General features: G+C 43.8%; 24 protein-coding genes. 19 read left to right on the forward strand and 5 right to left on the reverse strand.

Annotated elements, in window-relative coordinates; genetic code table 11:
- Positions 1-211: 211 nt before the first annotated feature.
- Positions 212-1903: an AMP-binding protein gene (locus AK965_RS14125; protein ID WP_172438155.1), complete on the reverse strand. Its 1692-nt coding sequence runs from the start codon at positions 1901-1903 to the stop codon at positions 212-214.
- A 151-nt stretch (positions 1904-2054) separates the two neighbouring features.
- Positions 2055-2789: an AraC family transcriptional regulator gene (locus AK965_RS14130; protein WP_099080210.1), complete on the reverse strand. Its 735-nt coding sequence runs from the start codon at positions 2787-2789 to the stop codon at positions 2055-2057.
- 360 nt (positions 2790-3149) lie between these two features.
- Between AK965_RS14130 and AK965_RS20470 the strand changes: the two genes are divergently transcribed.
- From AK965_RS20470 to AK965_RS14200, 14 genes are all read left to right on the forward strand, one after another.
- Positions 3150-3317 carry a Flp family type IVb pilin gene (locus AK965_RS20470; RefSeq protein ID WP_099080211.1) on the forward strand — a complete coding sequence of 56 codons (168 nt, stop codon included), beginning with the start codon at positions 3150-3152 and terminating at the stop codon, positions 3315-3317.
- A 25-nt stretch (positions 3318-3342) separates the two neighbouring features.
- Positions 3343-3825: a prepilin peptidase gene (locus tag AK965_RS14140; protein WP_099080212.1), complete on the forward strand. Its 483-nt coding sequence runs from the start codon at positions 3343-3345 to the stop codon at positions 3823-3825.
- Positions 3826-3894: 69 nt separating this feature from the next.
- A complete protein-coding gene (locus tag AK965_RS14145; RefSeq protein ID WP_099080213.1) occupies positions 3895-5202 on the forward strand; it encodes an AAA family ATPase in 1308 nt (435 codons plus the stop codon).
- A 12-nt stretch (positions 5203-5214) separates the two neighbouring features.
- On the forward strand, positions 5215-5949 hold the full coding sequence (gene cpaB / locus AK965_RS14150) for a Flp pilus assembly protein CpaB (RefSeq protein ID WP_099080214.1): 735 nt from the start codon (positions 5215-5217) through the stop codon (positions 5947-5949).
- A 7-nt stretch (positions 5950-5956) separates the two neighbouring features.
- Positions 5957-7432 (forward strand): type II and III secretion system protein family protein, encoded by a 1476-nt coding sequence (locus AK965_RS14155; protein WP_099080215.1) that lies wholly within the window; start codon positions 5957-5959, stop codon positions 7430-7432.
- A 12-nt stretch (positions 7433-7444) separates the two neighbouring features.
- The gene (locus tag AK965_RS14160) at positions 7445-7666 is read left to right on the forward strand and encodes a hypothetical protein (RefSeq protein WP_253252700.1); all 222 of its coding nucleotides are present in this window, start codon (positions 7445-7447) and stop codon (positions 7664-7666) included.
- A 28-nt stretch (positions 7667-7694) separates the two neighbouring features.
- Complete coding sequence (locus AK965_RS14165; RefSeq protein ID WP_099080216.1) at positions 7695-8996, forward strand: pilus assembly protein TadG-related protein; 1302 nt, start codon at positions 7695-7697, stop codon at positions 8994-8996.
- Between the two features lies 1 nt (position 8997).
- Complete coding sequence (locus AK965_RS14170) at positions 8998-9471, forward strand: TadE/TadG family type IV pilus assembly protein (RefSeq protein ID WP_099080217.1); 474 nt, start codon at positions 8998-9000, stop codon at positions 9469-9471.
- Positions 9468-9983: a TadE/TadG family type IV pilus assembly protein gene (locus AK965_RS14175; RefSeq protein ID WP_099080218.1), complete on the forward strand. Its 516-nt coding sequence runs from the start codon at positions 9468-9470 to the stop codon at positions 9981-9983. Before AK965_RS14170 ends, AK965_RS14175 begins: the two co-directional genes overlap by 4 nt.
- A 10-nt stretch (positions 9984-9993) precedes the next feature.
- A complete protein-coding gene (locus AK965_RS14180) occupies positions 9994-11217 on the forward strand; it encodes an AAA family ATPase (protein WP_099080219.1) in 1224 nt (407 codons plus the stop codon).
- A 12-nt stretch (positions 11218-11229) separates the two neighbouring features.
- Positions 11230-12666 (forward strand): CpaF family protein, encoded by a 1437-nt coding sequence (locus AK965_RS14185; RefSeq protein WP_099080220.1) that lies wholly within the window; start codon positions 11230-11232, stop codon positions 12664-12666.
- 8 nt (positions 12667-12674) lie between these two features.
- A complete protein-coding gene (locus tag AK965_RS14190) occupies positions 12675-13643 on the forward strand; it encodes a type II secretion system F family protein (RefSeq protein ID WP_099080221.1) in 969 nt (322 codons plus the stop codon).
- A gap of 2 nt (positions 13644-13645) precedes the next feature.
- Positions 13646-14581, forward strand: a complete 936-nt coding sequence (locus AK965_RS14195; protein ID WP_099080268.1) for a type II secretion system F family protein — start codon at positions 13646-13648, stop codon at positions 14579-14581.
- Positions 14582-14614: 33 nt separating this feature from the next.
- Complete coding sequence (locus AK965_RS14200) at positions 14615-15646, forward strand: lipopolysaccharide assembly protein LapB (RefSeq protein ID WP_099080222.1); 1032 nt, start codon at positions 14615-14617, stop codon at positions 15644-15646.
- Positions 15647-16055: 409 nt separating this feature from the next.
- On the opposite strand, the gene AK965_RS14205 is transcribed toward AK965_RS14200, so the two are convergent.
- A complete protein-coding gene (locus AK965_RS14205) occupies positions 16056-17312 on the reverse strand; it encodes an O-antigen ligase (RefSeq protein ID WP_099080223.1) in 1257 nt (418 codons plus the stop codon).
- A 253-nt stretch (positions 17313-17565) separates the two neighbouring features.
- Entirely contained in the window at positions 17566-18705 is a 1140-nt protein-coding gene (chrA, locus tag AK965_RS14210; protein ID WP_099080224.1) for a chromate efflux transporter, read from the reverse strand.
- Between the two features lie 111 nt (positions 18706-18816).
- On the opposite strand from chrA, the gene AK965_RS14215 reads away from it, so the two are divergent.
- Positions 18817-19734, forward strand: coding sequence for a LysR family transcriptional regulator (locus tag AK965_RS14215; RefSeq protein ID WP_099080225.1), 918 nt, complete (start codon positions 18817-18819; stop codon positions 19732-19734).
- Positions 19735-19899: 165 nt separating this feature from the next.
- On the opposite strand, the gene ebgR is transcribed toward AK965_RS14215, so the two are convergent.
- Positions 19900-20892: a transcriptional regulator EbgR gene (gene ebgR, locus AK965_RS14220; protein ID WP_099080226.1), complete on the reverse strand. Its 993-nt coding sequence runs from the start codon at positions 20890-20892 to the stop codon at positions 19900-19902.
- Between the two features lie 371 nt (positions 20893-21263).
- On the opposite strand from ebgR, the gene galE reads away from it, so the two are divergent.
- The 4 genes from galE to galM all read left to right on the forward strand — a co-directional run bounded on the left by galE (position 21264) and on the right by galM (position 25927).
- On the forward strand, positions 21264-22283 hold the full coding sequence (gene galE, locus AK965_RS14225) for a UDP-glucose 4-epimerase GalE (RefSeq protein ID WP_099080227.1): 1020 nt from the start codon (positions 21264-21266) through the stop codon (positions 22281-22283).
- A gap of 114 nt (positions 22284-22397) precedes the next feature.
- On the forward strand, positions 22398-23450 hold the full coding sequence (locus AK965_RS14230) for a UDP-glucose--hexose-1-phosphate uridylyltransferase (protein WP_099080228.1): 1053 nt from the start codon (positions 22398-22400) through the stop codon (positions 23448-23450).
- Positions 23451-23660: 210 nt separating this feature from the next.
- Complete coding sequence (galK, locus tag AK965_RS14235) at positions 23661-24821, forward strand: galactokinase (RefSeq protein ID WP_099080229.1); 1161 nt, start codon at positions 23661-23663, stop codon at positions 24819-24821.
- A gap of 47 nt (positions 24822-24868) precedes the next feature.
- The gene (gene galM / locus AK965_RS14240; RefSeq protein WP_099080230.1) at positions 24869-25927 is read left to right on the forward strand and encodes a galactose-1-epimerase; all 1059 of its coding nucleotides are present in this window, start codon (positions 24869-24871) and stop codon (positions 25925-25927) included.
- Positions 25928-26042 lie beyond the last annotated feature (115 nt).

Genomic DNA, 26042 nt, shown 5'->3' on the forward strand with positions numbered 1-26042 from the left:
TTAAGTTAACTCTAAGACATTAAAGCCCCGCCTAGTGCGGGGCTTTTTAATATTTCGATAAAGAGAAATGGTGCACTAGTTCCAAGCTCTTATTCTGTGCTATTTCTGACCACTTAATCCCAACAATGGGTATCAAAGGAAATAAAAAACGCCCCTAAGTAGGAGCGTTATTTTTATTTTAAACTTTATCAATAATGCGAAAACAGGTCGGTTATAAATCTTCTTCCCACAGTACTAACTTCCCTTTCGGCCAATTGTGGCCAATATCATGGTATTTCTGCTCAAGCACGTGGCGCTTTATCTTCAACGTTGGCGTGAGCACTCCATTTTCAATACTCCAAGGATCTTGGATCATGAGCACTCCTTTGATCTGCTCATGTGATTCTAACTCCTGATTCATTTTTGCAATGACTTTGCTAGTCGTACGTGCATAGCGTTCTTTATCGAAGTTCGGGAAATTATGTGGAACCACCAAGAGAATCGGTGCAGGCAAACCTAAACCAATCAAACACATCATCTCAACACGGCTGTATTCGAAAAGCTTTTTCTCGATAGGTACTGGCGCAACAAATTTACCTTTGGCGGTTTTAAATGTGTCTTTTTTACGACCTTGGATCGTCAGGTAACCTTCTGCATCGATAGCTCCAATGTCGCCAGTATGCAGCCAGCCTTCGGAATCAAATGATTCTTGCGTTGCGATATCATTTTTATAATAGCCAGAGAACAACCCCTTGCCTTTAACCATGATTTCATCGTCGTCGGCGATCTTCAGTTCGATGCCTGGTCCTGCTTTACCAACCGACCCAATTTTTTCAGCGTTAAATGGATAATTGAGCGTGCTGTACGCGAAAGACTCGGTCATTCCCCACGCCTCGGTGATATTTAAGCCGACGGAATGATACCATTTGAGTAAAGCGGGAGAGACAGGGGCAGAACCACAGCCTAAAACACGCGCTTGATCTAAACCAAGTCCTTCTGCCAGTTTTTTCTTGATCAAGGTGTTCACAAATGGAATTTTCAGCAGAATATTGAGCCTTTTCTGTGGCAGTTTATCCTGAATGCGTTGTTGGAATAGGGTCCAAAGGCGAGGAACCGAGATAAACAACGTTGGGCGGTACATTTTTACATCTTCGATAAAGGTATCCAAAGACTCAGGAAATGCCGTCTGCACACCTCCCATGATAGAGGAACCAAAGATGTACACTCGTTCAGTAATGTGAGCGAGTGGGAGGTATGAGAACAGGCGATCACCTTCTTGAATACCGATGTGGTCAATGAGTTGCTGTGCAGACCAACTGAAGGCGCCGTAAGTGAGCATTGCCCCTTTTGGTAAACCGGATGTCCCAGAGGTATAGACAAGGGACATCAACTTGTCATCGTAATGCTGCGGGCGCTCTTCACTAGGTGCGGCGCTCGCAATCAATTGCTTGTATTGATATTGGCACTGTGGAGCGGAGTCATAAGGCAGTGAGATGCTGATAATATCGGCTAGCCCATCAATGACTTTTTGCGTGGCGGTAGGGTCATCTAATTTACCCCCAATCAGGGCCTTACTTTCGCTGTGTGTAATACAGTACTCAATGGTATCGGTACCTGCCGTCGGAAAGATTGGCACGCTGACATAATCACCCAACATCATGGCGAGATCACAGATAAACCATTCTGCACAGTTTTTCGATACCAACGCCACCTTATCGCCGGGTTTAAGCCCCAAACTGCGCAACGCACTGACGAGTCTGAGGGCTTGATCGGCCACCTCAGCAAAGGTGAATTCGACAAACTGTCGGTCGATAATTTGCTTTAAATAAACCTCATTTGGGCGCACTTCGGCCCACTTAAGAATCATTTCATTTGGCGGCGGGAGAGCGCAACCTGCAGTACTATTGATATTCGGCTGATTCATTGTCAGTGACTCCATGTGTTATCTTGCTGTACTTATAGTTGTTAACCTGTTGTAAAACTTAGCATGTTAATCCATTCGGTGTGAATGAATTTTGCACAATTCTGTGGCGAAGATAGCGTTCATGAAACAAATTTCGCACGGCGAGTACGACTTAAACTTGATGCCGATAAGTAGCAGGAGAAATACCGACTTTCTTTTTGAAGATCCGAGAAAAATAGGACACATCTTGATACCCACACTGATACGCGATGTAAGCAATTTTCGATTTCGGTTGCTCTTTGAGTAGACGTTGAGCTTGGGACAGCCGCTTGGATGTCAGATAGTTCCGAAACGATATCCCCATCTCCCGATGAAAGTATTTAGAAAAATAGTTCGGAGAGTAATGGCATAAACTTGCGACCTCTTCTTCTCTTACTTCTTGGTGAAAATTGTCGTCGATAAAGCGAATGACGCTTTTCAACTCGTCGGAAATAGAGGCTGAGGGCGAAGGCATCGTTAATGGGCGAGGAATAATAATCGCCTTGGAACTTGCTTTTGCTGAGATCAAATACCGTAACTTGAGGCGTTCCAGCCAAGCTGGAAAAAAGGATTCATCCAAAAGGCTTAATTCCAAGCTATCGCACGAAGCGGGTAAAGATTCTTGAAGTGGGCTTTGTAGAAGAACGAACAGCTTTTTCCCGAGGTTATCACAAAGCTTGCCCAACGTGCCTAAGTAGCGTGTTTCCCTATTGCCGAGAAATAATACGCACATATCCACATCAGGCTCACTGATAATTGAGATGTCTTCAAAACATTCCTGTACGTCGAATACGTCGGTGAGTTGCTTCGCGCAACTTACAGGCAAATCACTTACAGGCTTTCCTAGCCAAACCATCCTTGTCTTCATGATAATTCTTACCAGATTGCAGCGTTATAAAAGAGAAAGCTACGTCATCAAGCTTATAAGCACACATGTTGATATTTTTATTACTGCTTAGAACTCTAATCTAATAAATGAGTAGCACTTTTAGTTTAGATGACTGGTAAGAAATGAAAAGGAAAGTAACCATTTGATTTGTGAATGTAGTCACTGTTTTGATGATTGTTAATGTTATGTATATCAGTTTGTCAAAAAAGTCTCAATTAAAGGCAAAAAAGTCCTAACGAGTTGGCACTTTACTGACCTAAGTTAAAAAAGGAGCATCACTCTTTCGGGTGATGTAATTGGCATTATTAAACCTTTGTACAGGATTATAGGGGAATTCAAATGGAAAAGTTCACACAAGTACTCAAAGATTTTTGGAATGATGAAGAAGGCTTGACCTTGCTGGAGTACATCTTAGGGGCGTCGCTTATTGTATCTGCACTAATTGCTACAGGCTTTTGGCAGAATATTGCAACGAAATTTAAAGACATTACAGATAAAATTAGTTAAATCAGTAAAGAAACTTAGTTCGTTTATGACATTAGTGATTTGGAGTTTAATAGCGGCTATTGGTGTCTCTGATGCGCAGAAGCACCGTATCCCCAATCCACTCGTTCTCGCGCTGTTGTTGGTCGTGACGGCTGAGTTATTTCAACAACAAGAGGTGATGTGGTGGCTGCACCTAAAAGGCTTTTTAGCCACCTTTGCCATTGGCTTTGTTTTATACCTCACTCGAGCCATGGCAGGAGGAGATGTGAAATTACTTGCGGTGATCGGTTTGTGGCTGGGCGCGGATGTGATGTGGCAAGTGACGCCATATATCATCATCGCAGGTGGTGTGATCGGGGCGTTTTACCTGGCGTTACACTTGGCATCTTCAACGGAGCCCATTAACCAGCAAGTTAAGGCGTATGTGGTGCAAAAAGTGACGCCTGGCTGGAGAAGCCAGCAGCCATTGGTGATCCCTTTTGCTCCTGCGATTGTAATAGGGTTGGCGTATTACTTTTACATTCAATAGGTCGCGCCAACTCATTTTGGGCAAGGAATGCCCACAAAAGAAGTGCCAAATAATAGGAGGGCACCGTCTATGGCTACGGTCTTCAAAGACAATCTAGTGCCGCAAATCGAGCCACCTTCAGTCCCAGCATCAGAAGAGTATTTAGATGTTCCCGCTGCGGTGGTCGAAAGCTTACTGATTAAACATTTGTCAGCCCACCCTAAGTCGGACTTGATCGAACTTTCAAACCGAATGTGTGTGGTCTCTACTATTATTGAAACGGCACTGGCTCATCTGCGCAGTCGCAGCTGGGTGGAGGTCTATCAACCGTTAAATGCCACCAGTACTTATTCAAATGTTCGCTATGGCTTAACCGAATTAGGGTTAGCAGAAGCGGAGTTAGCCTTTCGAAAAGATGCTTATATTGGACCGGTGCCCGTTTCGCTAGAGCAATATTGGGATATTGTTCAGCGGCAGGATTTACGCAACCAACCCATTACGCGAGCGGATGTGGAGCGAGCGCTCTCGGGTGTGTATGGGGCGGAGCGATTAATCCCAGTCTTAGGGCCTGCCATTAATTCCGGCAGGGCATTGCTGCTTTATGGCCATGCAGGGACGGGGAAAAGTTATGTCGCCGCAAGGGTATTGAATGCGCTGAATACCTCAGTGTATATCCCACATGCGGTATTTGCTGATGGCAATATCATCAAAGTCTTTTCCGAGCATCACCACAAGCGAGTAGATAACTCTCATACCAAAGCCTTCGTAAAACTTAATAACCACTATGATAAACGTTGGGTGTTGTGTGAAAGGCCTAATATCCAAGTCGGTGGCGAACTCACCATGGAAATGTTGGAGGTGAACCACAGTGAACACAATCGTGTTTGGAATGCGCCACTTCAGATGATGGCCAATAACGGAATTCTGGTGATTGACGATCTCGGTCGTCAAACCATGCCCGTTGCGGCTTTGCTAAACCGCTGGATTGTCCCCATGGAGTATTTTGTCGATCACCTTGGGCTGCCCAATGGTCAACAAACGTCCGTCCCTTTTCTACTGACTCTGGCGTTTTCATCTAACCTGTCGCCTAGCTCAATTGCCGACCCAGCATTTTTGCGCCGTTTAGGCTACAAGATCGAATTTAAGCCACTTGAATTAGACGATTATTGCCAACTGTGGATGGAACTCGCTACGTCTTATGAGATGACCTTAGCTGAGGATTTCTTCCAACAGTTAGTTCAACTTCATGAAGAAACAAGTACTGGTTATTTCCCATGTTTACCAAAGGATATGTTGGGAATTAGCAGAGACATAATGTTATTTGAGCAAATTGGCAAACGGGTGTCCGCTGAGATTCTCTCGCGCGCTTGGGGGCTTTATTTTACCGTCGATGAGTAAAGGAAGAATACCATGAGCAAAACACAAATTACTTTACTTTTGTTGCTGTCAGTTGCTTTTGGGCTGGGCGCAGTCATGGTAGCAAAGCAGTGGATGGATAATCAAAAGTTGCCGACTGTCGAGTTGGAAAAAGTTGAACGCCATCCCGTACTGATTGCTGCAACAGAGCTAGAGCCAGGAACGATCATTGAAGAAAAGCACCTTGCTACAAAGTTAATGGAAGTGGATTGGATAGAGGAGAGTACTCTAAAGACACAAGCTCAGGCACTTGGTCAGATCGTTGCAACGACGATTTATAAAGGCGAGTTGGTCAACCCAAGTCGAATCACCTTGCCTGGCGAGGGAGCGACGCTGGCGGCAATGATCCCGGAAGACAAACGAGCGCTGACCATACGAGTGAACGATGTCATAGGCGTAGCGGGCTTCCTATTACCAGGTAATAAGGTAGATGTGCTCAATACAAGAAGTGGTTACACCAAAACGGTGTTAAAGAACCTTAAGGTTCTTGCTGTGGATCAAACCGCGCGAACCAAAGATAACAAGCCAGTCATCGTTCGAGCGGTGACATTGGAAGTGACGCCAAGAGAGGCGGAAAAACTACTCACTGAAAATAGTAAAGGTAGTATCCAATTGGCACTGCGTAACCCACATACGATTGATAAACCCTCGGTCGTTCGTTACACGCCAAGACCTAGCGTGACAATAATAAAAGGAACTCAAACGTCTAATGTTCGAGTAAGCAACTAGGTGAGTTATGAAAAAAATAATCCTTATTCTCTGGAGCGTACTGATTGCAAGTACGAGTGTTCCTGTTAGTGCAGCGGCACAGTCTGGACGCATTGTCAGTGTTCCACATCATCAATCGACTCAATTAATCATTTCAGGTAGTGCCAAAAAAGTAACCTTGGGTGACCCTAGTGTGTTAGATATCTTAATGCTCAAATCCAATGAACTATTTTTGATTGGCAAAAAATTGGGAACAACAAATGTCTCAGTCTGGGATAGAAAAGGTCGTATTATTGAGTCATTTAATGTTGAGGTCACTCACGACTTAAATACTCTTAAATCAAAACTTAATGACTTTTTGCCGGATGAAACGATTGAAGTTCATACCTCTCAGGACAAGATTGTTTTGAAAGGTTTAGTCAGTAATCAACAAAACATGGACGTGGCCCTTAAAGTTGCCGAAACCTTTGCCGCAGCGAAATCTGTTGATGAAAGCGAAGAAGAGCAAAATACCAGTCCGATTATAAACTTACTGTCTATTGGTGGCGCTCAACAAGTCACTTTAGAGGTTACCGTAGCAGAAGTTCAACGTTCACTGGTTCGCCGTTTTGATTCAAACTTCCACTTTTTCCAAAAGAGTGGTGATTGGACGTGGGGCGCAACATCCGTCGGCGGTGCGATGGAAAGTGTTAATGATGCGATCTTACCTGTACTTAACGCACCAGGTGTCAATGAATTTGGTTTTTTGGGATCATTTATTGATAGCAATACCTTGTTCACGTTTGCGCTTGATGTCGCTAAGCAAAATGGGGTGGCAAAAGTGCTGGCTGAGCCAAGCTTAACAGCACTGAGTGGGACAAAAGCCAACTTCGTCGCGGGTGGTGAGTTCCCTGTCCCTGTGCCTAACGAAGATGGAATTACCGTGGATTACAAGGAATATGGCGTAGAGTTAGCTTTTGTTCCTTACATCTTGAGCGATAAAAAAATCAACTTACAACTCAATGTGAGTGTGAGCGAGTTAACCGCATCAGGAGCATTAACCTTTAGCCCAGGTGGGACCAATGCTGCGTATTTTGTTCCAACATTATCCACTCGTCGCGCAGGTAGCACATTGGAACTTGCGGATGGGCAGACGATAGGGATAGCTGGCCTGTTGAGTGAAAATGCGCGAAATCTTGACTCTGGCTTACCGGGTGTTTCAGAACTCCCGGTGCTTGGGCGTTTGTTTAAAAGTGAGGAGTTTGTTTCTGGTGAAACAGAATTGGTGATTTTGGTCACTCCCCGATTAGCTAAACCGGTCGACCGACGAAATATCACGCTACCAACAGATGGCTTTATCAGTCCGAATGACGTTGAGTTCTATTTGCTTGGTAAAGGTGCGACGTTGGACTTTGATAAATACCGAGTTAACGGCACTACAGTGACCGATAGCAGTAATCATTCTAGCTACCAATACGCGACAGGCAAAGGTGGCACCGAAGGGCAGTTTGGTCACAGTTTATAGATGGAGAACAAAATGAAAAAGACAATGTATTTCGCTGTTTGTTTCACATCGTTAGGCTTATTGGGTTGTGCAAATGATCCTACTTTGGGCGTGTCGCTTAATCAGTTACAAACAGAGCAGACACTTAACCCTAATGCCTGGTATGAAAATGTCGATTACGTGCCTGAAGGAAGCGGTGAACGTACCCAAACCAGCTTGAAAGTGTACAACCGTAATGGCGCAGCCAAAAAGTAATCAGTGATGAGTCACTTCGGAGGCCGCGATGAGATATGGAAAGTCAATAGCAACTAAGCACTCCCAAAGAGGGATCACGTTAGTCTTAATCAGCTTGATCATGTTAATACTCATTGGTATGGGTGCTTTTGCGATCGATTTAAACCACCAAGTACTGAACAAAACGCGTTTACAAAATGCGGTTGATTCCGCCGCACTGGCGTCTGCGGTGGTGGCCGATGACACCGGTAATGCTCTATTGGCGAAATCTGCAGCCGTGGCGGCATTAACCAGCTTCGCAGCGGCTTCTGGTAATCAGGAGTTGGTGTATGGTGAGGAGAACATTAGCATCACCTTCTCAAATGACTTACAAACGTTTGTTGATGCTGACAGCTTCTCTCTTGGTAGTGATAGTGACATCTATATCCGAGTCGCCGTCAGCGACGTCTCTTTGACTCAATATTTAAGTTACATTTTTGGCGTGGGAAAAGATGTCTCTGCCAGCGCGGTAGCGGGGCCAAGTGCAGCTGCCACAATGTCTTGTAATATCGCCCCAATGGCTGTTTGTGGTGATAAAAATAGCACTGATGATGCGTGGGGCTATAACCCTAATGGGTACGATCCAAGTGTGACGAGAAACCCATCTACAATTCATGCCTTGAAAGTTGGAGATCAGAATAATACCGCGATGGGGCCAGGGAATTTTCAGTTATTAGACTTTAATCAGGGCGAATTTGAAGAGGACGAGGAAGATAATAATGGAAATGGAAATGGAAATGGAAATGATGGTGGAGGCGGCGGTGCTGCGATAGTACGCCAAGCATTAGCTGGTGGCTACAACGGTTGTGCAGCCATCGGGGATACGGTTATCACCAAACCGGGTAATAGCGTAGGACCAGTCGCTCAGGGACTCAACACGCGTTTAAATGATTTTTCCGGTCCAATACAAAATGATGGAACAGTACTTCCTGATGTGTATGTAAAAGAGGCAACACTAACAAAAACTAATGACGTTATTGAAACAAGTGATTTTTATTTTGCAGATTATGTAACCTGCAAAGACGGAGGGTGTGACGGTACTTACCCTACCAACGGGGTCGCTGAACGAAGGATTTTGCGTATACCTATCGTTGATTGCACTGCTGACTCTACGGGCAAAACAGAGTTTGATGTCCTAGGGTTAGGTTGCTTCTTCTTATTACAACGAGTTGATAACTCTGGACAAGCTGACGTTTATGGGCAGTTTTTAGAAGAGTGCATAATTAAGAATGGCTCAACTGGAATTAACCCAACAAACAACGGCCCGTATCGAATACAACTATATAAAGATCCACTAAGCGAGGCGTCTTAATATGAACGCGCTTAAACAAACACATCAGCTTTGTAAAAACAGACACAAACAAACGGGCCTAGCCGCGCTAGAGTTTATTATTTGCTTGCCCGTATTATTGATGTTAGCGGTGTTACTGATTGATGTGAGTCGAGCGTTTATTCAATACACGGAAATTAATAAAGCGCTGCAAAACGGCGTTCGCTATGCGGTGGTCGATACTTACGGCACGCTTGATTTCGGCAATATTGCCGATGGAGAAAAAATTCAGAATATGGTCGTGTATGGTAAGCCAACACCTACTGATCAAGATAAAAAAGTGCTGGGCTACCTAGAGCCAACGGACATTACCATCACTCAACCAACGAATGAAACGAAAGAAGTGATGTTGTCAGCCACTTATACCTATGTGCCTATTTTCAGTAGCCTGCCTTTTTCCGACAGCTCTTTAGCGTTCACGATTGGCGCATCGACCAAAATGAGGACGTCACCATGAGAACCTGGAAGAATCGACAAAAAGGTGTTACGCAAGTTGAATTTACTCTCATTGCTTTGGCAGTGTTGTTGGTGATTTTTTCCATTATTGAATTTGCTCTTTATTTTTATTCGATTCAGATGGCTAATGAAGTGACAAGAAGAACGGCTCGTTTAGCGACGGTGTGTTATATCGCTGATCGAGATGATATTCCGAATTTGCCCGCGGTTAAGGGCTTATACCCACCTGGGTTTTCTAGCGATAATTTATCCATCACTTACCTCGATGCTAATGGTGTCGAGGTGAACGTAAATGAGTTTTTTTCTGAAACGCCAGACACTGGTGTTTTGAATTCGATTTTTGCCAACATTCGTTTTGTTAAAGCAGAAGCCGATTACACATTTCAATTTATGATGTTGTCACTGCTGATAAACGCTGTAGGGGCAAGTCCTGAGTTTCAGACCATTTTGCCCGCAGAGAGCCTCGGTGTATTAAGGCCTGAAGACGGGCTAGGCAGTATAGAAGATTGTTAAGGGAGTATTTATGTTGAAACCAGTAGTGTTTGAAAAGGATCTCGACACACAAAGCGTCAATTCCCTTAAAACGAATGTTAATATTTGGGTGATTAATGCGACGTCTACATTTAAAGCACATATAGAAGCGGAGCTATCAAACTGCATCAATATTAACGTCGAGTGGTTAGATTTGAGTAAAGTTGTGACTACATCGTTGGCTAATATGAAAACGCCAGATGTTATTTATATTGAAGCAGGAGACGGATGGGCACAAAAAATCGCGCATATTTACTCGAGCGAAGGGAGCTTACAGCGAAATCAAACAGCCCTAGTCGTATTTGGTGATGAAAATGACACATCATCGCTTAAGTTAGCATTAAAACTTGGAGCATCAGACTATTTTTCTCGGGAAGTCGGCTTCAGTGAATTATTTCCGATTTTGCAAGATATAGCAGAAGAAAAAGTGTCGACTAAGACCATTGGAGCGTTGTCACTGTTCATCAATACTAAAGGGGGATCTGGCGCGACAACCGTTGCGTTAAATACCGCGATAGCATTGTCGGAATACTCTCAAGGAAAAGTCTTACTTATTGATTTGGATATGCAGTTTAGTGATGCAGCAGATTATCTGAACAGTAAACCGAAATACAGCATTAATGATGTGGTCGATAGCATCAATGATCTTGATGAAATGTCACTAGAGGGGCTGGTTTACCAACATGCTTCTGGCGTCAATTATTTGTGCTTTAACCAAGATAACATTAAGGATAATTATGAGCGTGCCACAGAAGTCAATGCTCTTATTCCACTTCTTCGTCAATATTACCAACATATAATAGTTGATATGTCTCATGGTGTAGAACATGTTTTTCAGCACTTGGTTGCACCTGCCACGTCTGTTTATCTGGTTATGCAGCAAAATGTCACTTCCATTAAGCACGCTGCAAATTACGTTAAGTCACTGCAATTTGACTACGGTTTATCAAGTAATCAAATCAAGTTAATTATTAATCGCTTTGAAAAAAAAGCCCCTATATCGATTAAAGATATTGAGGAAACATTTCCTAAACAAGCACGTTTCTTAGTACCGAATAATTTCGCTATCGCTATTGAATGTGCCAATCTAGGAAAGCCCATTGTTCAAGCCAAGAAGAAAAGTGCCATTAAGTCTTCACTTATTGAAATATCACATCAATTAGAACAACCAGCGAATGAAAAAAAGCAAAGTTGGTTGAGCAAGTTCTTTTCTTAGCAGGGAGTCGCTATGTTTTTTAAAAGAAAGAATGTCGGTAGTGCTTTTCCTGAAGCAGCTAAGATCTCTGTTGCCAAAGACAGTGAAAATAAAGAAACACCTGAACCAAACCGCAATGAAAAAACACTCTCATCAATAGAAGACAAAATTATTGCAATCGAGGCAGAAAGGAAACGGTTAGAGCATGATCAGACGATAAAGCATTATTATCACGGAAAATTACTAGATACACTTGATCTTGGTTTACTGTCTCATCTACAAGAAGACCGAGCAAAAGAAGAGTTACGAGAAGCCGTCGTACATTTGATTGCCGAAGATCAAACGCACCCTTTAAGCTCTGAAGCCAGAAATCGAATGATCCGCCAGATAGAGGATGAAATTTTTGGATTAGGCCCTTTAGAGCCGCTACTCGACGACTCAACGGTCTCGGATATCTTGGTGAATGGGCCCAAAAGTATTTATGTTGAACGTTTCGGCAAGTTAGAAAAGACGCCCCATACATTTCTCGATGATCGACATTTGCGTAGCATTATAGACCGTATCGTTAGCCAAGTAGGGCGACGTATTGATGAATCTTCTCCCATGGTGGATGCTCGCTTAAAAGATGGCTCGCGCTTTAATGCCATTATTCCTCCGCTCGCCATTGATGGTGCGTCTGTTTCTATACGTCGCTTTGCGGTTGAGCGCCTTAATATGAATAACTTATTGGAGCTAGGCTCACTGTCTCCCGAAATGGCTAAGTTTCTTAATGCTGCTGTGGTTGGAGAGATGAACATTCTTATTTCAGGTGGTACGGGTTCAGGTAAAACCACCACTCTGAATATTCTTTCTGGTTTTATTCCTGCCGATCAGCGTATCGTTACTATCGAAGACTCAGCTGAGTTGCAAATGCAACAACCCCACGTAGTTAGGCTTGAGACTAGGCCAGCAAATATCGAAGGAAAAGGGGAGATTTCTCAGCGAGAACTGGTGAAAAACTCTTTACGAATGAGACCCGATCGTATTGTACTTGGTGAGGTGAGGGGCAGCGAAGCCGTTGATATGCTATCTGCAATGAATACAGGCCATGACGGTTCTCTTGCTACCATTCATGCCAATACGCCACGTGATGCTTTAAGCCGAGTTGAAAATATGTTCTCCATGGCCGGATGGAATATTTCCACTAAAAATCTTCGCTCTCAAATTGCTTCAGCGATTCATCTTGTCGTCCAGATGGACAGGCAAGAAGATGGTAAGCGCCGTATGGTTAGCATTCAAGAAATCAACGGCATGGAGGGAGAAGTGATCACTATGTCAGAGATATTTAAGTTTCAAAGGCAAGGAGTGGATTCAGAAGGCAATGTGGTTGGCAGCTATATTGCCACGGGCATCGTACCAGCCTGCCATGATCAACTAGTTAAAAGAGGAATGGATATTCCTTTTGAAATCTTCAACGAGAAGTTACGTTAGGAGGCACTATGGAAGGTCAACTACCACTTTTTTTATTTTTATTGTTCCTCTCGGTATTTTTCATAAGCCAAGCGTTGATCATGCCATCTGCCGGTAAGAAGGTAAAACATCGCCATCTTGTACAACGAATTAGGCAGAGCCATAAGCATATCGATCAAGAAAGTATTTCTTTGCTACGAGAGAACTCAATTAAGAACTTATCTAAAGTTGAGCGGTTCTTAGTTCAGTTTACATTGTTTGAAACAATCAAAAAGAAGCTAGAGCTGGCAGGTATAGAAATGACATTTGGTAAGTTTCTATTGTTCTCGCTTGTGTTAGGGGGAGTCATTGGACTGCTTTTAGCTCTATTTGGGCAAGCTTGGTATATATGTGTTGGTGGTGGGCTTACGTTATGGTTAGTCGGGTACTTTTGTGTACAAAAAAAAATTGGTGATAGGTTAATGAAGTTCGAAGAACAGTTGCCAGAAGCGTTAGATATTATCAAACGTGTATTGCAAGCTGGTCAGCCAATCAACCAAGCATTTGGTGAGGTCGGGAGTGAGATGCCTGCGCCCATCGGACCAGAGTTTAAGCATACATTCAGCCTTCTTAATTATGGTTATGATATGCGTTTGGCGGTGATGCAAATGACTGAGCGAGTGCCAACGGTGTCAATGATGGCGTTTTCGAGTGCCGTTTTACTGCAAAAAGAAACCGGGGGGAACTTAATTGAGAACATCGAAAAGCTATCTCGAGTTCTTAGAGAACGGTTTAAGTTATCCCGTAAGATTAAAACCATTTCTGCTGAGTCTAGAGCATCCGCTTGGGTACTAGTGCTCGCACCCTTCGGCATGTACATCATAATGATGCTACTTAAGCCAGATTATGTTTCTTTGCTGCATACTCACCCAATGGGAGTAAAAATGGTCTTAGGCGGGATGGTGGCGCTATTTCTTGGCACAATGTGGATCCGTAAAATCGTTAATTTTGAGGTGTGATGATGGATACACTGTTATTTAAAATCGATATTAATCAAGAATTACTATTTATTCTGTTTGTTCTCATTACAACGGTGTTATTTGTCATGACTGTCGGTTACGTGATGATCGGTGTGAATTCTCCGCTCAAACGTAAACTTGCACAGATTACAACAGGTGAAAATGAGAAGTTAGCATCAACTAACAATAAAGTTATCAATACGCTTGAATCATTAGCACCTTTCACCTCTTCAGGTAATGAAAAAGAACAACAGTCTACGCGAGCGCTGCTGATGCACGCTGGCTTCCACCAAAGCAATGCTCTTACACTGTTTTATTCAGCGAAATCATTAACCACCATATTTGGAATGCTGGTTGCTGTTGGGTTATATGTGACATTACCTCAATCCAACAAACTGTACATATACATGGCGGGATGTGCATTTATAGGCCTGATTTTTCCTGACATTATTTTGAAAAAAATGGCCAAGAAAAGGCAAGAACGTTTTCGATCAGGCGTAGCAGATATGCTTGATCTTCTAGTTGTGTGTACGGAATCTGGGTTAGGCTTTAATGCATCATTACGCCGCGTTGCCGATGAGATGGTGATATCTCATCCTGATGTGGCAGATGAACTCGATACCGTTTGCATGAAAATACAAGCGGGAAAATCAATGCCTGATAGTTTGAGAGAAATGATTATTCGAACCGGACTTACTGAATTTATGGGATTAGTGAGTATGTTAAGCCATGCCTCTCGAGTCGGTGGCAGTCTTGTCGACTCATTGCGTGAGTATACTGAAGATTATCGAGATAAGAGGCAGCAAGCTGCGGAAGAAATAGCCGCAAAGATACCCGTGAAAATGATGTTCCCCATGGTACTTTTTATCTGGCCTTGCTTTTTCATTGTCGCAATAGGTCCATCATTAATCACGCTTTCAGAGGCATTTTCTAAGTAACAACTAAAATGGACAAAATAAAAGGGAATGATTATGTATAAAGGTCGCGTATTAGTCTTGGCAACCTTACTTTTGGCGGGGTGTGCCTCTAATGATAGTAAACAAAACAGTTTTGATCACAGCCTATATGCGGGTAAACCCGTTGAGTCATTAACGAATGATACCCCTCCGGAGAGTGAAGCAGAAGCGATTGCCAGAGGTGATCGTGCATTAAGTAATAAAAATATAGATCTAGCGCTATATGAGTACTTGAGATCGTTGACATTCGAAGAGACTAAACACAAAGATAAAACACTGTATACGATTGGCCGTATACACCAATCCAGAGGGAATATTGAGTTAGCAGACAAGGCATTCCGTGCGTCATTGGCCGAGAACCCCAATCATATTGGAGTGCTAGAGCAATTGGGTAAGGTGTACGTACAGCAAGGGCGCAAAGACATTGGTCTCGCTTACTACTTGAGGGCCGTGAATGCAGACCAAGTTCGTTTAGGACGAAATGCTGGAGTGACCAAAGAAAGTATTTCATCAGTTAGCGTTCAATCACTGGAATATGACGAGCACTCCCCGAGTCATGCTTATGTGGGTTTAGGGGTTATTTTTGATATAAATGGTAATCATGAGTTAGCTCAGCAATTGTTGCGCAAGGCATTAGATATCAAGCCATACAGTGAAAATGCATTGGTGAGCCTTGGGTATTCATATTACATGAGTGAAGACTTTGGAAAAGCAAGGCACTTTACGAATGCAGCGCTGCGCATAAATGGTGACAACAAAAAGGCGATAAACAATCTGGGTTTAATTGCTGTTGCCGATGGTCAGCCACGCCAAGCATTGAATATATTTGCTCAGCACATGACTCAATCAGAGGCACTAAATAGTGTCGGATACTTTCTCATTATTAAAGAAAAGCCTGATGAAGCCATCCCTTTCCTTCAACAAGCAATAGATAAAAGCCCATCATATTATGCGAAAGCTAATGAAAACTTAGAGAGAGCTCTGGCTATGGTGAGAAAGGGAAGAGATACCTCAGAACTGACGATTTCTGAACTTAATTTGAAGTAGTAGAAAACGGATATTAGTGGTCAGCAAGCCAACGTTAATAACATTTTTCAGAACTCAAGCATGCATTGCAGATAGATAATTTGCTTTACATGCTTGTTTTTTTGTCAAGTGCCATTACATTTTTCATTGTTAGTTACTTTGAAAATGAAATAACATAGACATATCAATTCAATAGTTACTTATCAATGGTTTTTGATTGTCTTTATGCGACATTTTATTACTACTTCAAGTTGTTTAATATTCGAGAAAGAAAACCGACTAAACAGTTCTTGGCAGCAATTAAAGGCTTGTTTACGCCATTTGATGAATTTCTAGTGTTCATCTTTTTAAATTTTATAACGAATAAATCATGGTGTTTTTTATGATGGTGTACCTGTTTAATATTAATTAATTTATTTGCAATGTACTATCATTGCTTTATCTGTTGGTGGGAGATATTGCAACTATCAGAGTTTTGTGTGTTTTTTGATATTATGTAAGAACTAATTAAGCAAAAAATAAATACAGGTGGCGAGTAATATAATGTCCCCGACACGAGAGCGTTAGAGAGTAACCCAGATAGGGCGACAATAGGGAAAATGTTTTCAAGTTTTTTTTCTTTAGTGGCACAGTTATACCCAGAAATAAAAATATAGATAATAAATGAAAGAAATAATAATGTACCTACCAAGCCAAAGTGAAGCAGCCATTGAAATATAAAGTTGTGTGGGTGCCTAAAAATAGTTCCCGAATATAATATAAATCCTTCTGCGCCATAACCAAATATTGGTTTTTCCTTTATTAATTCAAAAGTATCATGCCATATTTTAATTCTATTGCTTGATAAGGTATTTATGTCTTGGGTTTTATATTGCTGAGTTTCCGATAACCTGTTTAGTCCATTCCAAGAATAGATGTTTAATGGTGATGATACCATTAAGGATATAATGATTAAGGAGATTAGCCTAGTAACGCATTTTATATCTGGGTGATGATGTTTGAAGATTAGAAAAAGAGCAAGGAGTAAACTTATTGAATACGATAAAATCGCTCCTCTTCCACCAAGCCAAAATAGTAATGATATACTAACTAAAGAGGTGAAAAAGAAAAGTGGATTGTTTAATTTTTTACCAAGTAGTATTTTCATTGATACTAGCAAAGAGCTAATAATGACAATGTGCCCCAAGTGCCTGATGTTGCTTGATACAATAATCCGTAATCCTTCATTGTAATTAATTCCGGTTAAATTTAAGTTGATATCAACAAAAATGAAAAGTGCAGCAATTGAGATGGAATAAGGAAGAAGTTCAAATGGTAGTTTACTTCTGCGGTTAAAGTAACTAACCAGGCTCAATATAAAAAAGCAATTAGATAGCATAATAAGATATCTAAAGAATGAAATAATAGCCTCTGGGCTCCAGCCAAACGTTTTTGTAAGTAAAATATTTGACACGGAAATTGATATAATATACGCAATAAAAAAAAAGTATAACGGCTTAAATTTCTGCTGGTAACCTTCGCCTTTCATATTGTGAAGGATAGAGATTATAGATATCTGAAATGCAAGGATAACTACTTCACCAACAAATGGTAAATAAAAGTGCATAAAAGGGGTGAGGAATACAGCTAAGTTTAACCTGCTATTAATTAGATCTAGGTTTTCTTGCTTCTCTGCTGTGACTTCCATGTCTACTTCCAAGTAATGTTTATAATGATATCAAAGTAAATGCATAATTATTATTTTATTGTTTTGTTTTCTATTTTTCCATTTTTGGTTCTAGTAATTTCAATCTAATGTTTGTAACTGTGTGCTATGTCAAGTTTATATATAGCTTGCTTTCGGTATTTCATTTTTATAAAAAATAATGAGCAAAAAGCTATCCAGAATAAAAAAGCGCACAAGGGAATGCCCGTGTGCGCTTTTTTTGCTGCAAATCCTTTTACATCATGCCTTGAGCAATGCCTGCACCAACAAAGAAAACAATCATCCACAGCACAGACAAGTTGAGCTTCTTATGCAGATAGAAACCCGCAATGACTAGGGCGATGTCGATGGGGGCGATAACCGCGCTGCTGAATACGGGTTGGTAAAGTGCTGCTAGTAGCAGGCCCACCACCGATGCGTTGACGCCATTAATTGCGCCCGAGATGACCGGTTTACCCGCCAGTGCTTGCCAGTTCTTTAGTACGCCAAGCAGTAACAAGAAGCCTGGCAGGAAAACCCCTAACGTTGCCACTAATGCACCTAGAATTGGCGCATCGGAGAGTTCGTAACCAATGTAAGTGGCGAAGGTAAACATCGGCCCTGGTACCGCCTGCGCCGCTGCGTACCCCGTTAGAAAGGCATCTTGGCTGAGTTGGTCACCAACGATATTCTGCAGCAGCGGAAGCACCACATGACCGCCACCAAATACCAAACTGCCTGCCTGGAAGAAATCACTGAACAAACCGAGCATCGGCATGGTGTGCGCCACAAACGGCAGACCAATCAATAGGGCAGCGAACAGAGCGAGTGGGGCGATGGTTGGTTTAAACGGTTCAACTGGTGCTGCTGATTCATTCTTTAGGTATTGAGTACCAATCAAACCGGCCACAACCAACACGAGCATTTGCGTCATGATGCTTGGTGCCAGCAACAGGGCAATGGCGGTTGCCACACATAAACCAGCGGTCAGCTTGCTTTGGCAGAAGTTTTTGTACATCCCCCAAGTGGCATCAGCCACAACCACAACCGCAAGCAATTTCAAGCCGTGAACGATGTTTTGGAACAGTGCGGTATCGGTAATTTGGCTACTCACCATCGCAAGCGCCAGCATAATCATCACTGAAGGCAGCGTGAAACCAAGAAACGCCATGCACGCGCCACCCAGACCACCACGCTTGTAGCCTAGCGCAAAGCCAACTTGGCTTGAGCCAGGGCCTGGTAGAAATTGACTTAACGCCACGATTTGAGCGTATTCGCTGTCTTCGATCCATTTGAGTTTTTCAACGAACGTTTGGCGGAAGTAACCGATGTGCGCCGCAGGGCCACCGAAACTGATCCAACCAAGCCAAAAAAAGGTTTTAAAAATGGTAAACATGTTGAGCCTGATTATCTAAAAGCATTGTTGCTAATTTATCGAATGCTCTAAAATGATTCAAATTAATAGTTTTAATTTCATCTATGAATGAAATGGGATTAGGTGTGTTGAGTGAAAGATGATATCCAGTGGCGCAATATCGATTTAAATTTGTTGGTGACGTTCTCTTATCTTTATCGTTATCGCAGCGTCAGTTTAGCGGCAGAAAAGAGTTTCGTGAGTCAGTCGGCAATGAGCCATAGTTTATCGCGTTTGAGATTGTTGTTTGATGATCCGTTGTTTGAGCGCAAGGGCCACAAGATGGATCCGACCGAGCATGCGCATCACATTGCTCCGACCGTGCATCATTTGCTCGACTCGATTGCCAAAGACTTACTGACTAAGTCGGTATTTCAGCCAGAAAACTACACTGGAGTGTGTCGGGTTGGTCTGACGGATTACGCCGAGTTCATCTTCGCCCCACAGCTTTATGATGAGATCCGCAAACGCGCACCAGAAGCGCAAATCAGTTTTATCAATGTCAACCGCAGTAACTATGTCGCGATTACTGAGAACGATAAGTTGGACGTCATCATTGGCAGCATGCCAGTGCTTGATGACAACTTTGATAGCCAGTACCTGTACACAGAAAAGCATGTCTGCTTGTGTGACAAGCGGGTATTGAAAGGAGAAAGCGAGTTGTCGATTTCGGCTTTTGCCAATATTGAACAAGCCTTAGTGAGCCCTGACGGCAGTTTAAGTACACAAGTAGACAAAAAGCTCGCCGAACATGGTTTGAGCCGCAAGGTAACGGTTGCCTCGCGCAATTTTCTTACTATTCGAAATTTACTCAAACAGCGTGAACTGATTGCGATTGTTCCAGAGAAAATGGCGTTGTCGGATGGTTTTTCTGACGATTTAGTTACTGTGAAACCACCTATTGCTGTCGCTGATTTTGACATTGCGATGTTGTGGCACACCAGTCGAAATAATGAAGATAAAGGATTATGGCTGCGGGAATTAGTCGCAGAAATTGTGACCTCCAAATAGTTCGGATCGTAAATGCTTCTCTCATACAAATGTTGTGAAAACGTTTAACTTAAGCGTTTTCAAATTGTATATCGAGATAGCTGCGCGGAATAAATGAGACGTTGAAAATGAAATATTAAAAAGCACTGAAATTACAGTGCGTTAAAGAAATGAGTATTCCAGTCTTTATTGTGACTTGGTCGTGCCTCTCAGCTTTAATTTACTTGATACGTAAACTTTAAGTGGTACTTCTCTTTTGTCTCGATACTTTTCGACCAATAAGTTCACGCCCTGTGCGCCCATCATTTCAGAGTGAATACGGACCGTGGAAAGAGGAGGGAAAGTAAAGCGTGCTGTTGGAATGTCATTGAGACTGATCAACGCAATATCTTGTGGGATGTTTAAACCAAATTCATGAATAGCGCGCAACACGCCAATCGCGATTGGATCAGAAGCAATGAATAGCGCTTTCGGGAAATCACCTTTGGCGAGCATTGCTTTTGTTAAGTTGTAACCCGATAAACTGGATAAGTCACCACGATAAATATCGGTTTCAGATACCACACCTTTTAGTTTGCCATATTCAACAAATGCGTTTTCACGCATGTCTGTTGTGCCAGTCTCACGTTGACCACCGATAAAACCAATCCGTTCATAGCCTTGCTGGATATAAAATGTGATCACTTGCTTACTGATATGGTCAAGATCGACATCAATGCAGTCGTAAGTGCTGTTATCATCCGAGAAGTCGATGTAGCAAATGCTGTCAGCAAGACGCTTTGGCAGTTTGCTGATGATGGCATTTTCGATTTTGCCGACTAATAGGACCCCGGTGATCTTTTGTGTTTCAACGTCAATGTCACTGTTGTAGCAATTCGTTAGCGTGATCCCCAGTTTGTCACATTGGGTTTCAATTCCGTGGCGAATTGATAAGTAGTATGGGTCATTCACTTCCGCTTCTTGCTTGTAGTTGTACAAGGCCAAAAAGTGGTGGTTTTGCTTCGCCTCTTTGGTGGCTTTCTTGGAACTGCTGGTACGGTATTCGAGCTTTCTAGCAATTTCTAAGATTCGGTGTTTCGTTGCATCTTTTACGCTTAGCGTCGGGTCGTCATTCAACACGCGTGATACGGTTGCAAGGGAAACGCCCGCTTCGGTAGCGATATCTTTTAATGTTGCCATGTGTACTTCCCGTAGGCAGGCCTCACTGTCCCAGTGAGAAATTCAACTATTTTAAACAGCTAGTTACGAATGCACAAACGTTTAGTAAAACGGTTTACTCTGGTCCTTCGTCGAAATCTCATCGCCTTTCAAGAGCCGAGTTTGGTCTAACAGAAGGGGGTTTTACTAAACTCATTCCTTCTTGCTACGTTTCTTTATTATTTGGTGGAAACGTTTACACTATTTGAAACTGATCACGGAATTAGATCGGATTTGATTGGTAGACTTCTAGCCAGTTAAGAAATGGACGGTTTTGCTAGTGGTTGGTTAATTAGGCTTTGCTAACCATGGGCATCTAACTGAGCATAAGCAGCAATCGTGGAGAAGCAATAGTGAAAGTTCTTGTCACAGGCGGTATGGGGTACATCGGCAGTCACACATGTGTACAGATGATTGAAGCGGGTATGGAGCCAATCATTGTCGACAATTTGTGTAATGCCAAAGTGGAAGTGTTAAGCCGCATTGAAGCGCTAACCGGTAAGCAACCAACTTTCTACCAAGGCGACATTCGTGATGAAGCCTTTTTGGACTCAGTATTTGCCAAACATGACATTCAAGCTGTGATTCACTTTGCTGGCCTGAAAGCGGTGGGCGAATCCGTCGCGAAACCATTGGAGTACTACGACAACAACGTTAATGGATCACTGGTGTTGGCACGCAGCATGCGTAAAGCGGGCGTGAAAAGCATGGTATTCAGCTCATCGGCAACGGTTTACGGCGATCCTGACATTGTGCCTATCACTGAAGATTCTCCAACGGGCGAAACCACCAACCCATATGGTCGTAGCAAGTACATGGTGGAAGAGTGCTTGAGTGATCTGTTCTATGCCGAAAACGACTGGAGTATCACCTTGCTTCGCTACTTTAACCCAGTTGGCGCGCATCCATCGGGCACCATGGGTGAAGACCCTCAAGGTATTCCAAACAATTTAATGCCATTCATCGCCCAAGTCGCGGTGGGGCGTCGTGAAAAGCTGTCGGTATTCGGTAATGACTACCCAACGCCGGACGGCACAGGTGTGCGTGATTACATCCACGTGATGGACTTGGCTGATGGCCATATCGCAGCGCTGAAATCAGTGGGCGAGAAAGCGGGTCTGCACATTTACAACCTCGGTACTGGCCAAGGTTCTAGCGTGCTTGAGATGGTCGATGCCTTCGCAACGGCTTGCGGCCACCCAGTGCCTTACGAGCAGTGTCCTCGCCGTCCTGGTGATATCGCAGAATGCTGGGCAAGCACAGAGAAAGCGGAGCGAGACCTTGGTTGGAAAGCCACTCGCAGTGTCGCAGAAATGACGGCCGATACGTGGAGATGGCAATCGAATAACCCGCAAGGCTATTCTCCTTCGTAAACAAAGCCCCCCTGCGTAATTGAAGTTGTCGCGTTGTTGATTGGCCACCTAGCTGTAACTCCAATTTTATTGGGGAACGCAGAGACAAGAATGTTAAGAAGTTGAGTAAGTAAGATGTCGAAAGTTGAATTTAACCCAGTGGATCACCCACACCGTCGTTACAACCCACTAACGGGTCAGTGGATTTTGGTGTCGCCGCATCGTGCAAAACGCCCTTGGAGCGGTGCCGATGAAAAACCGGCTATTGATGAACTACCAAGTTACGACGAGAAGTGTTTTCTTTGCCCAACGAACGAGCGTATTTCTGGTGATGTAAACCCAGATTACCAAGGCACGTATGTGTTCCAAAATGACTTTGCAGCACTGATGGTGGACTCTCCAGATGCCCCGGAGTCAGACAATCCACTATTCAAAACCCAAGGTGTGCGCGGGTTGAGCCGAGTAATTTGTTTCTCGCCAGATCACAGCAAAACCTTGCCAGAACTGCCAGTCGACAAAATTCGTGGCGTGATTGATACCTGGAATGATCAAATCGAAGAGCTAGGTCAAGACTACGTTTGGGTTCAGGCGTTTGAGAACAAAGGTGAAACCATGGGCTGTTCTCAGCCTCACCCACACGGTCAAATCTGGGCGAATAGCTTCTTACCAAACGAAATCGAGCGCAAAGAGCACAACTTAAAAGCGTACTACCAAGAAAATGGCACCAACCTACTGGTGGACTACGTACAAGCTGAACGTAAAGACGGTTCTCGCATTGTGGTAGAAACCGAACATTGGCTAGCAGTCGTGCCTTACTGGGCGGCGTGGCCATTTGAAACCATGTTGCTTCCTAAAACGCACATTCGCCGCATGAGTGAGCTCAGCGAAGAGCAGCGAGACGATCTTGCTGTTGCAATCAAAAAGCTGACGAGCCGCTACGACAACCTATTCCAATGTTCTTTCCCTTACTCAATGGGTTGGCATTACGCCCCGTTCTTTGAAGAGGGGACAGACATAGACCACTGGCAACTGCATGCGCTGTTCTACCCGCCACTACTGCGTAGTGCATCGGTTCGCAAGTTCATGGTGGGTTATGAAATGCTGGCAGAAAGCCAACGTGATCTCACCGCAGAGCAAGCGGCCCAGCGTCTGCGTGATTTAAGCGATGTGCATTACAAAGAGCAGTAACTAACGATAAATACGAAATATGTCATTCCGTACAGCGAGGAACGAGCGTGATGCGGAATCTACCATCAGAGTGCGCTGAACGTAGATTCCAGATGCTCGCTAGGGCTCGTCCGGAATGACAAATGTTAGACAATCAAATAGGTCGTTTCTGATTGCGAGATATGAAAGCAGTCGAGAATTCAAACAAAAATTTTATGCTGAGATTCTACTATGCCTGATTTAATCCAAAACGTGAAAACTTCTTTTGAACAAGTGCTGGGCTACGTACCAAGCCACATTATCCAAGCACCAGGCCGTGTAAACCTGATTGGTGAGCACACGGACTACAACGATGGTTTTGTATTGCCATGTGCGATCAACTACCAAACAGTGGTGGCAGCAGCGAAGCGTGAAGACAACCTAGTGCGCGTGGTTTCGGTGGATTACGGCAATGCGGTTGATGAGTTCGATATCACTCAAGAAATCACTTTCCAACAAGATAAAATGTGGGCGAACTACATTCGCGGTGTGGTGAAGTGTCTTCTTGCTCGTGGCTACCAATTTTCTGGTGCGGACATTTCAGTCAGCGGTAACGTACCTCAAGGTGCGGGTTTGAGTTCATCAGCGGCATTGGAAGTGGTGATCGGGCAAACGTTCAAAGTGCTTTTCAATCTAGAAATCAGCCAAGCGGAAATCGCGCTAAATGGGCAGCAAGCAGAGAACGAATTCGTAGGCTGTAACTGCGGCATTATGGACCAGATGATTTCGGCGGAAGGGCAAGCGAATCATGCGATGCTTTTAGATTGCCGCAGTTTGGAAACGACGGCGGTATCCATGCCTGAAGATATGGCCGTTGTTATCATTAACTCGAACAAAAAACGCGGCTTGGTAGACAGTGAATACAACACGCGCCGTGAGCAGTGTGAAGAAGCGGCGCGCATCTTCGGTGTGAAAGCGCTGCGTGATGTGACCATTGAGCAGTTTAACGAGAAAGTTTCTGAACTAGATGAAATGGTGGCAAAACGCGCTCGTCACGTGATCACAGAAAACGATCGCACGGTAGAAGCCGCGCAAGCACTTCGTGCACATGACATGAAGCGTATGGGTGAACTGATGGCGGAGTCTCATGCTTCCATGCGTGACGATTTCGAAATCACAGTCAAAGAAATCGATACCTTGGTTGAGATGGTGAAAGAGGTGATCGGTGAGCAAGGCGGCGTGCGTATGACGGGCGGCGGCTTCGGTGGTTGTATCGTTGCACTTGTGCCACCAGCACTAGTGGATAAAGTGAAAGCAACGGTTGAAGCGAAATACCAAGCGGCAACGGGTTTGAAAGAGTCCATCTACGTGTGCCAAGCGAAAAACGGCGCAGGTTTAGTCGAAGTGCTTTAACCCAAGACTCTAGCAACAAAGACGTTAAGCCGCAGTAGGAGCAAGAGATGACTGAGCCATTAACTATCACGATGACGCAGCAGGCCGCCTTTGATGGTCGGCCTGCCAATGTGGTCGAACTGAAAAATAACACCGGCATGCGCGTGACCTTTATGGATATCGGTGCGACATGGTTGAGTTGTCGTTTACCTTTGGCGTGCGGGGAATTGCGCGAAGTACTGCTCGGGGTGGGGTCGATGGAAAGCTTTATGCGGCAGCAGAGCTACATGGGGGTCACGGTAGGACGTTACGCAAATCGCATCGCCAATGGTCTTTTTGATGTGAATGGCGAAACATTTCACGTTTCCACCAACCAAGCTGGTAACTGTTTGCATGGTGGGCAAGCCGGTTTCGATAAGCGTCGTTGGAAGATTGAAGCACAATCGGAGCAACAGGTGACGTTTGCTTTGTTGTCTGAAGATGGCGACCAAGGTTTCCCGGGGAACCTTGAAGTGCAAGTGACGTACACACTGACTGACGATAATCAGGTGAGCATTGCGTATGTCGCTAGAACAGATAAAGCAACACCGGTGAATCTGACTAACCATGCTTACTTTAATTTGTTGGGCGCTGAAGCGGACTTAGATTGTCGCTCTCACCGTTTAAGTATCGCGGCAAGCCAATATCTGCCAACCAACGAGGTCGGTATTCCGCTTGGTGCGCTGCAAGATGTGCAAGGTACAGGGTTTGACTTTAGAGGTGAAAAACCAGTTTCAGAGCACTTCTTACAAGATGAACAACAAATTATGGCAAAAGGCTACGATCACAGCTACCTGTTTGATGTAGTGCGTGACCAGTCTAAACCGGTTGCGTGGGTGATCTCTCCTGATGAAAAAGTAAAAATGTCAGTGGTGACGGATAAACCTGCGATGCAGCTTTATACAGGCAACTGGCTAGCGGGATCGCCGAATCGTCGCGGTGGTGAATACCAAGATTACGCGGGTTTAGCATTAGAAACGCAGTTCTTACCTGATTCACCAAACCATCCTGAGTGGGCGCAGCCAAGCTGTATTCTTGAGCCTGAACAAGAATACCGCTTCTGCACCACTTATCAGTTTGCTTTCTAGGCGACCAGTACCTTTTAGTGCTTTTGGGTTGCTGTGATTTTTTTGATCAAAGTAGGTCAAAAGCTCATCTAAAGGTCGCAAAAACAAGGCTCACTCAAAATACCCCAAAATGAAA

The organism is Vibrio sp. PID17_43 (genome assembly GCF_002608565.1).
Lineage (GTDB): Bacteria > Pseudomonadota > Gammaproteobacteria > Enterobacterales > Vibrionaceae > Vibrio.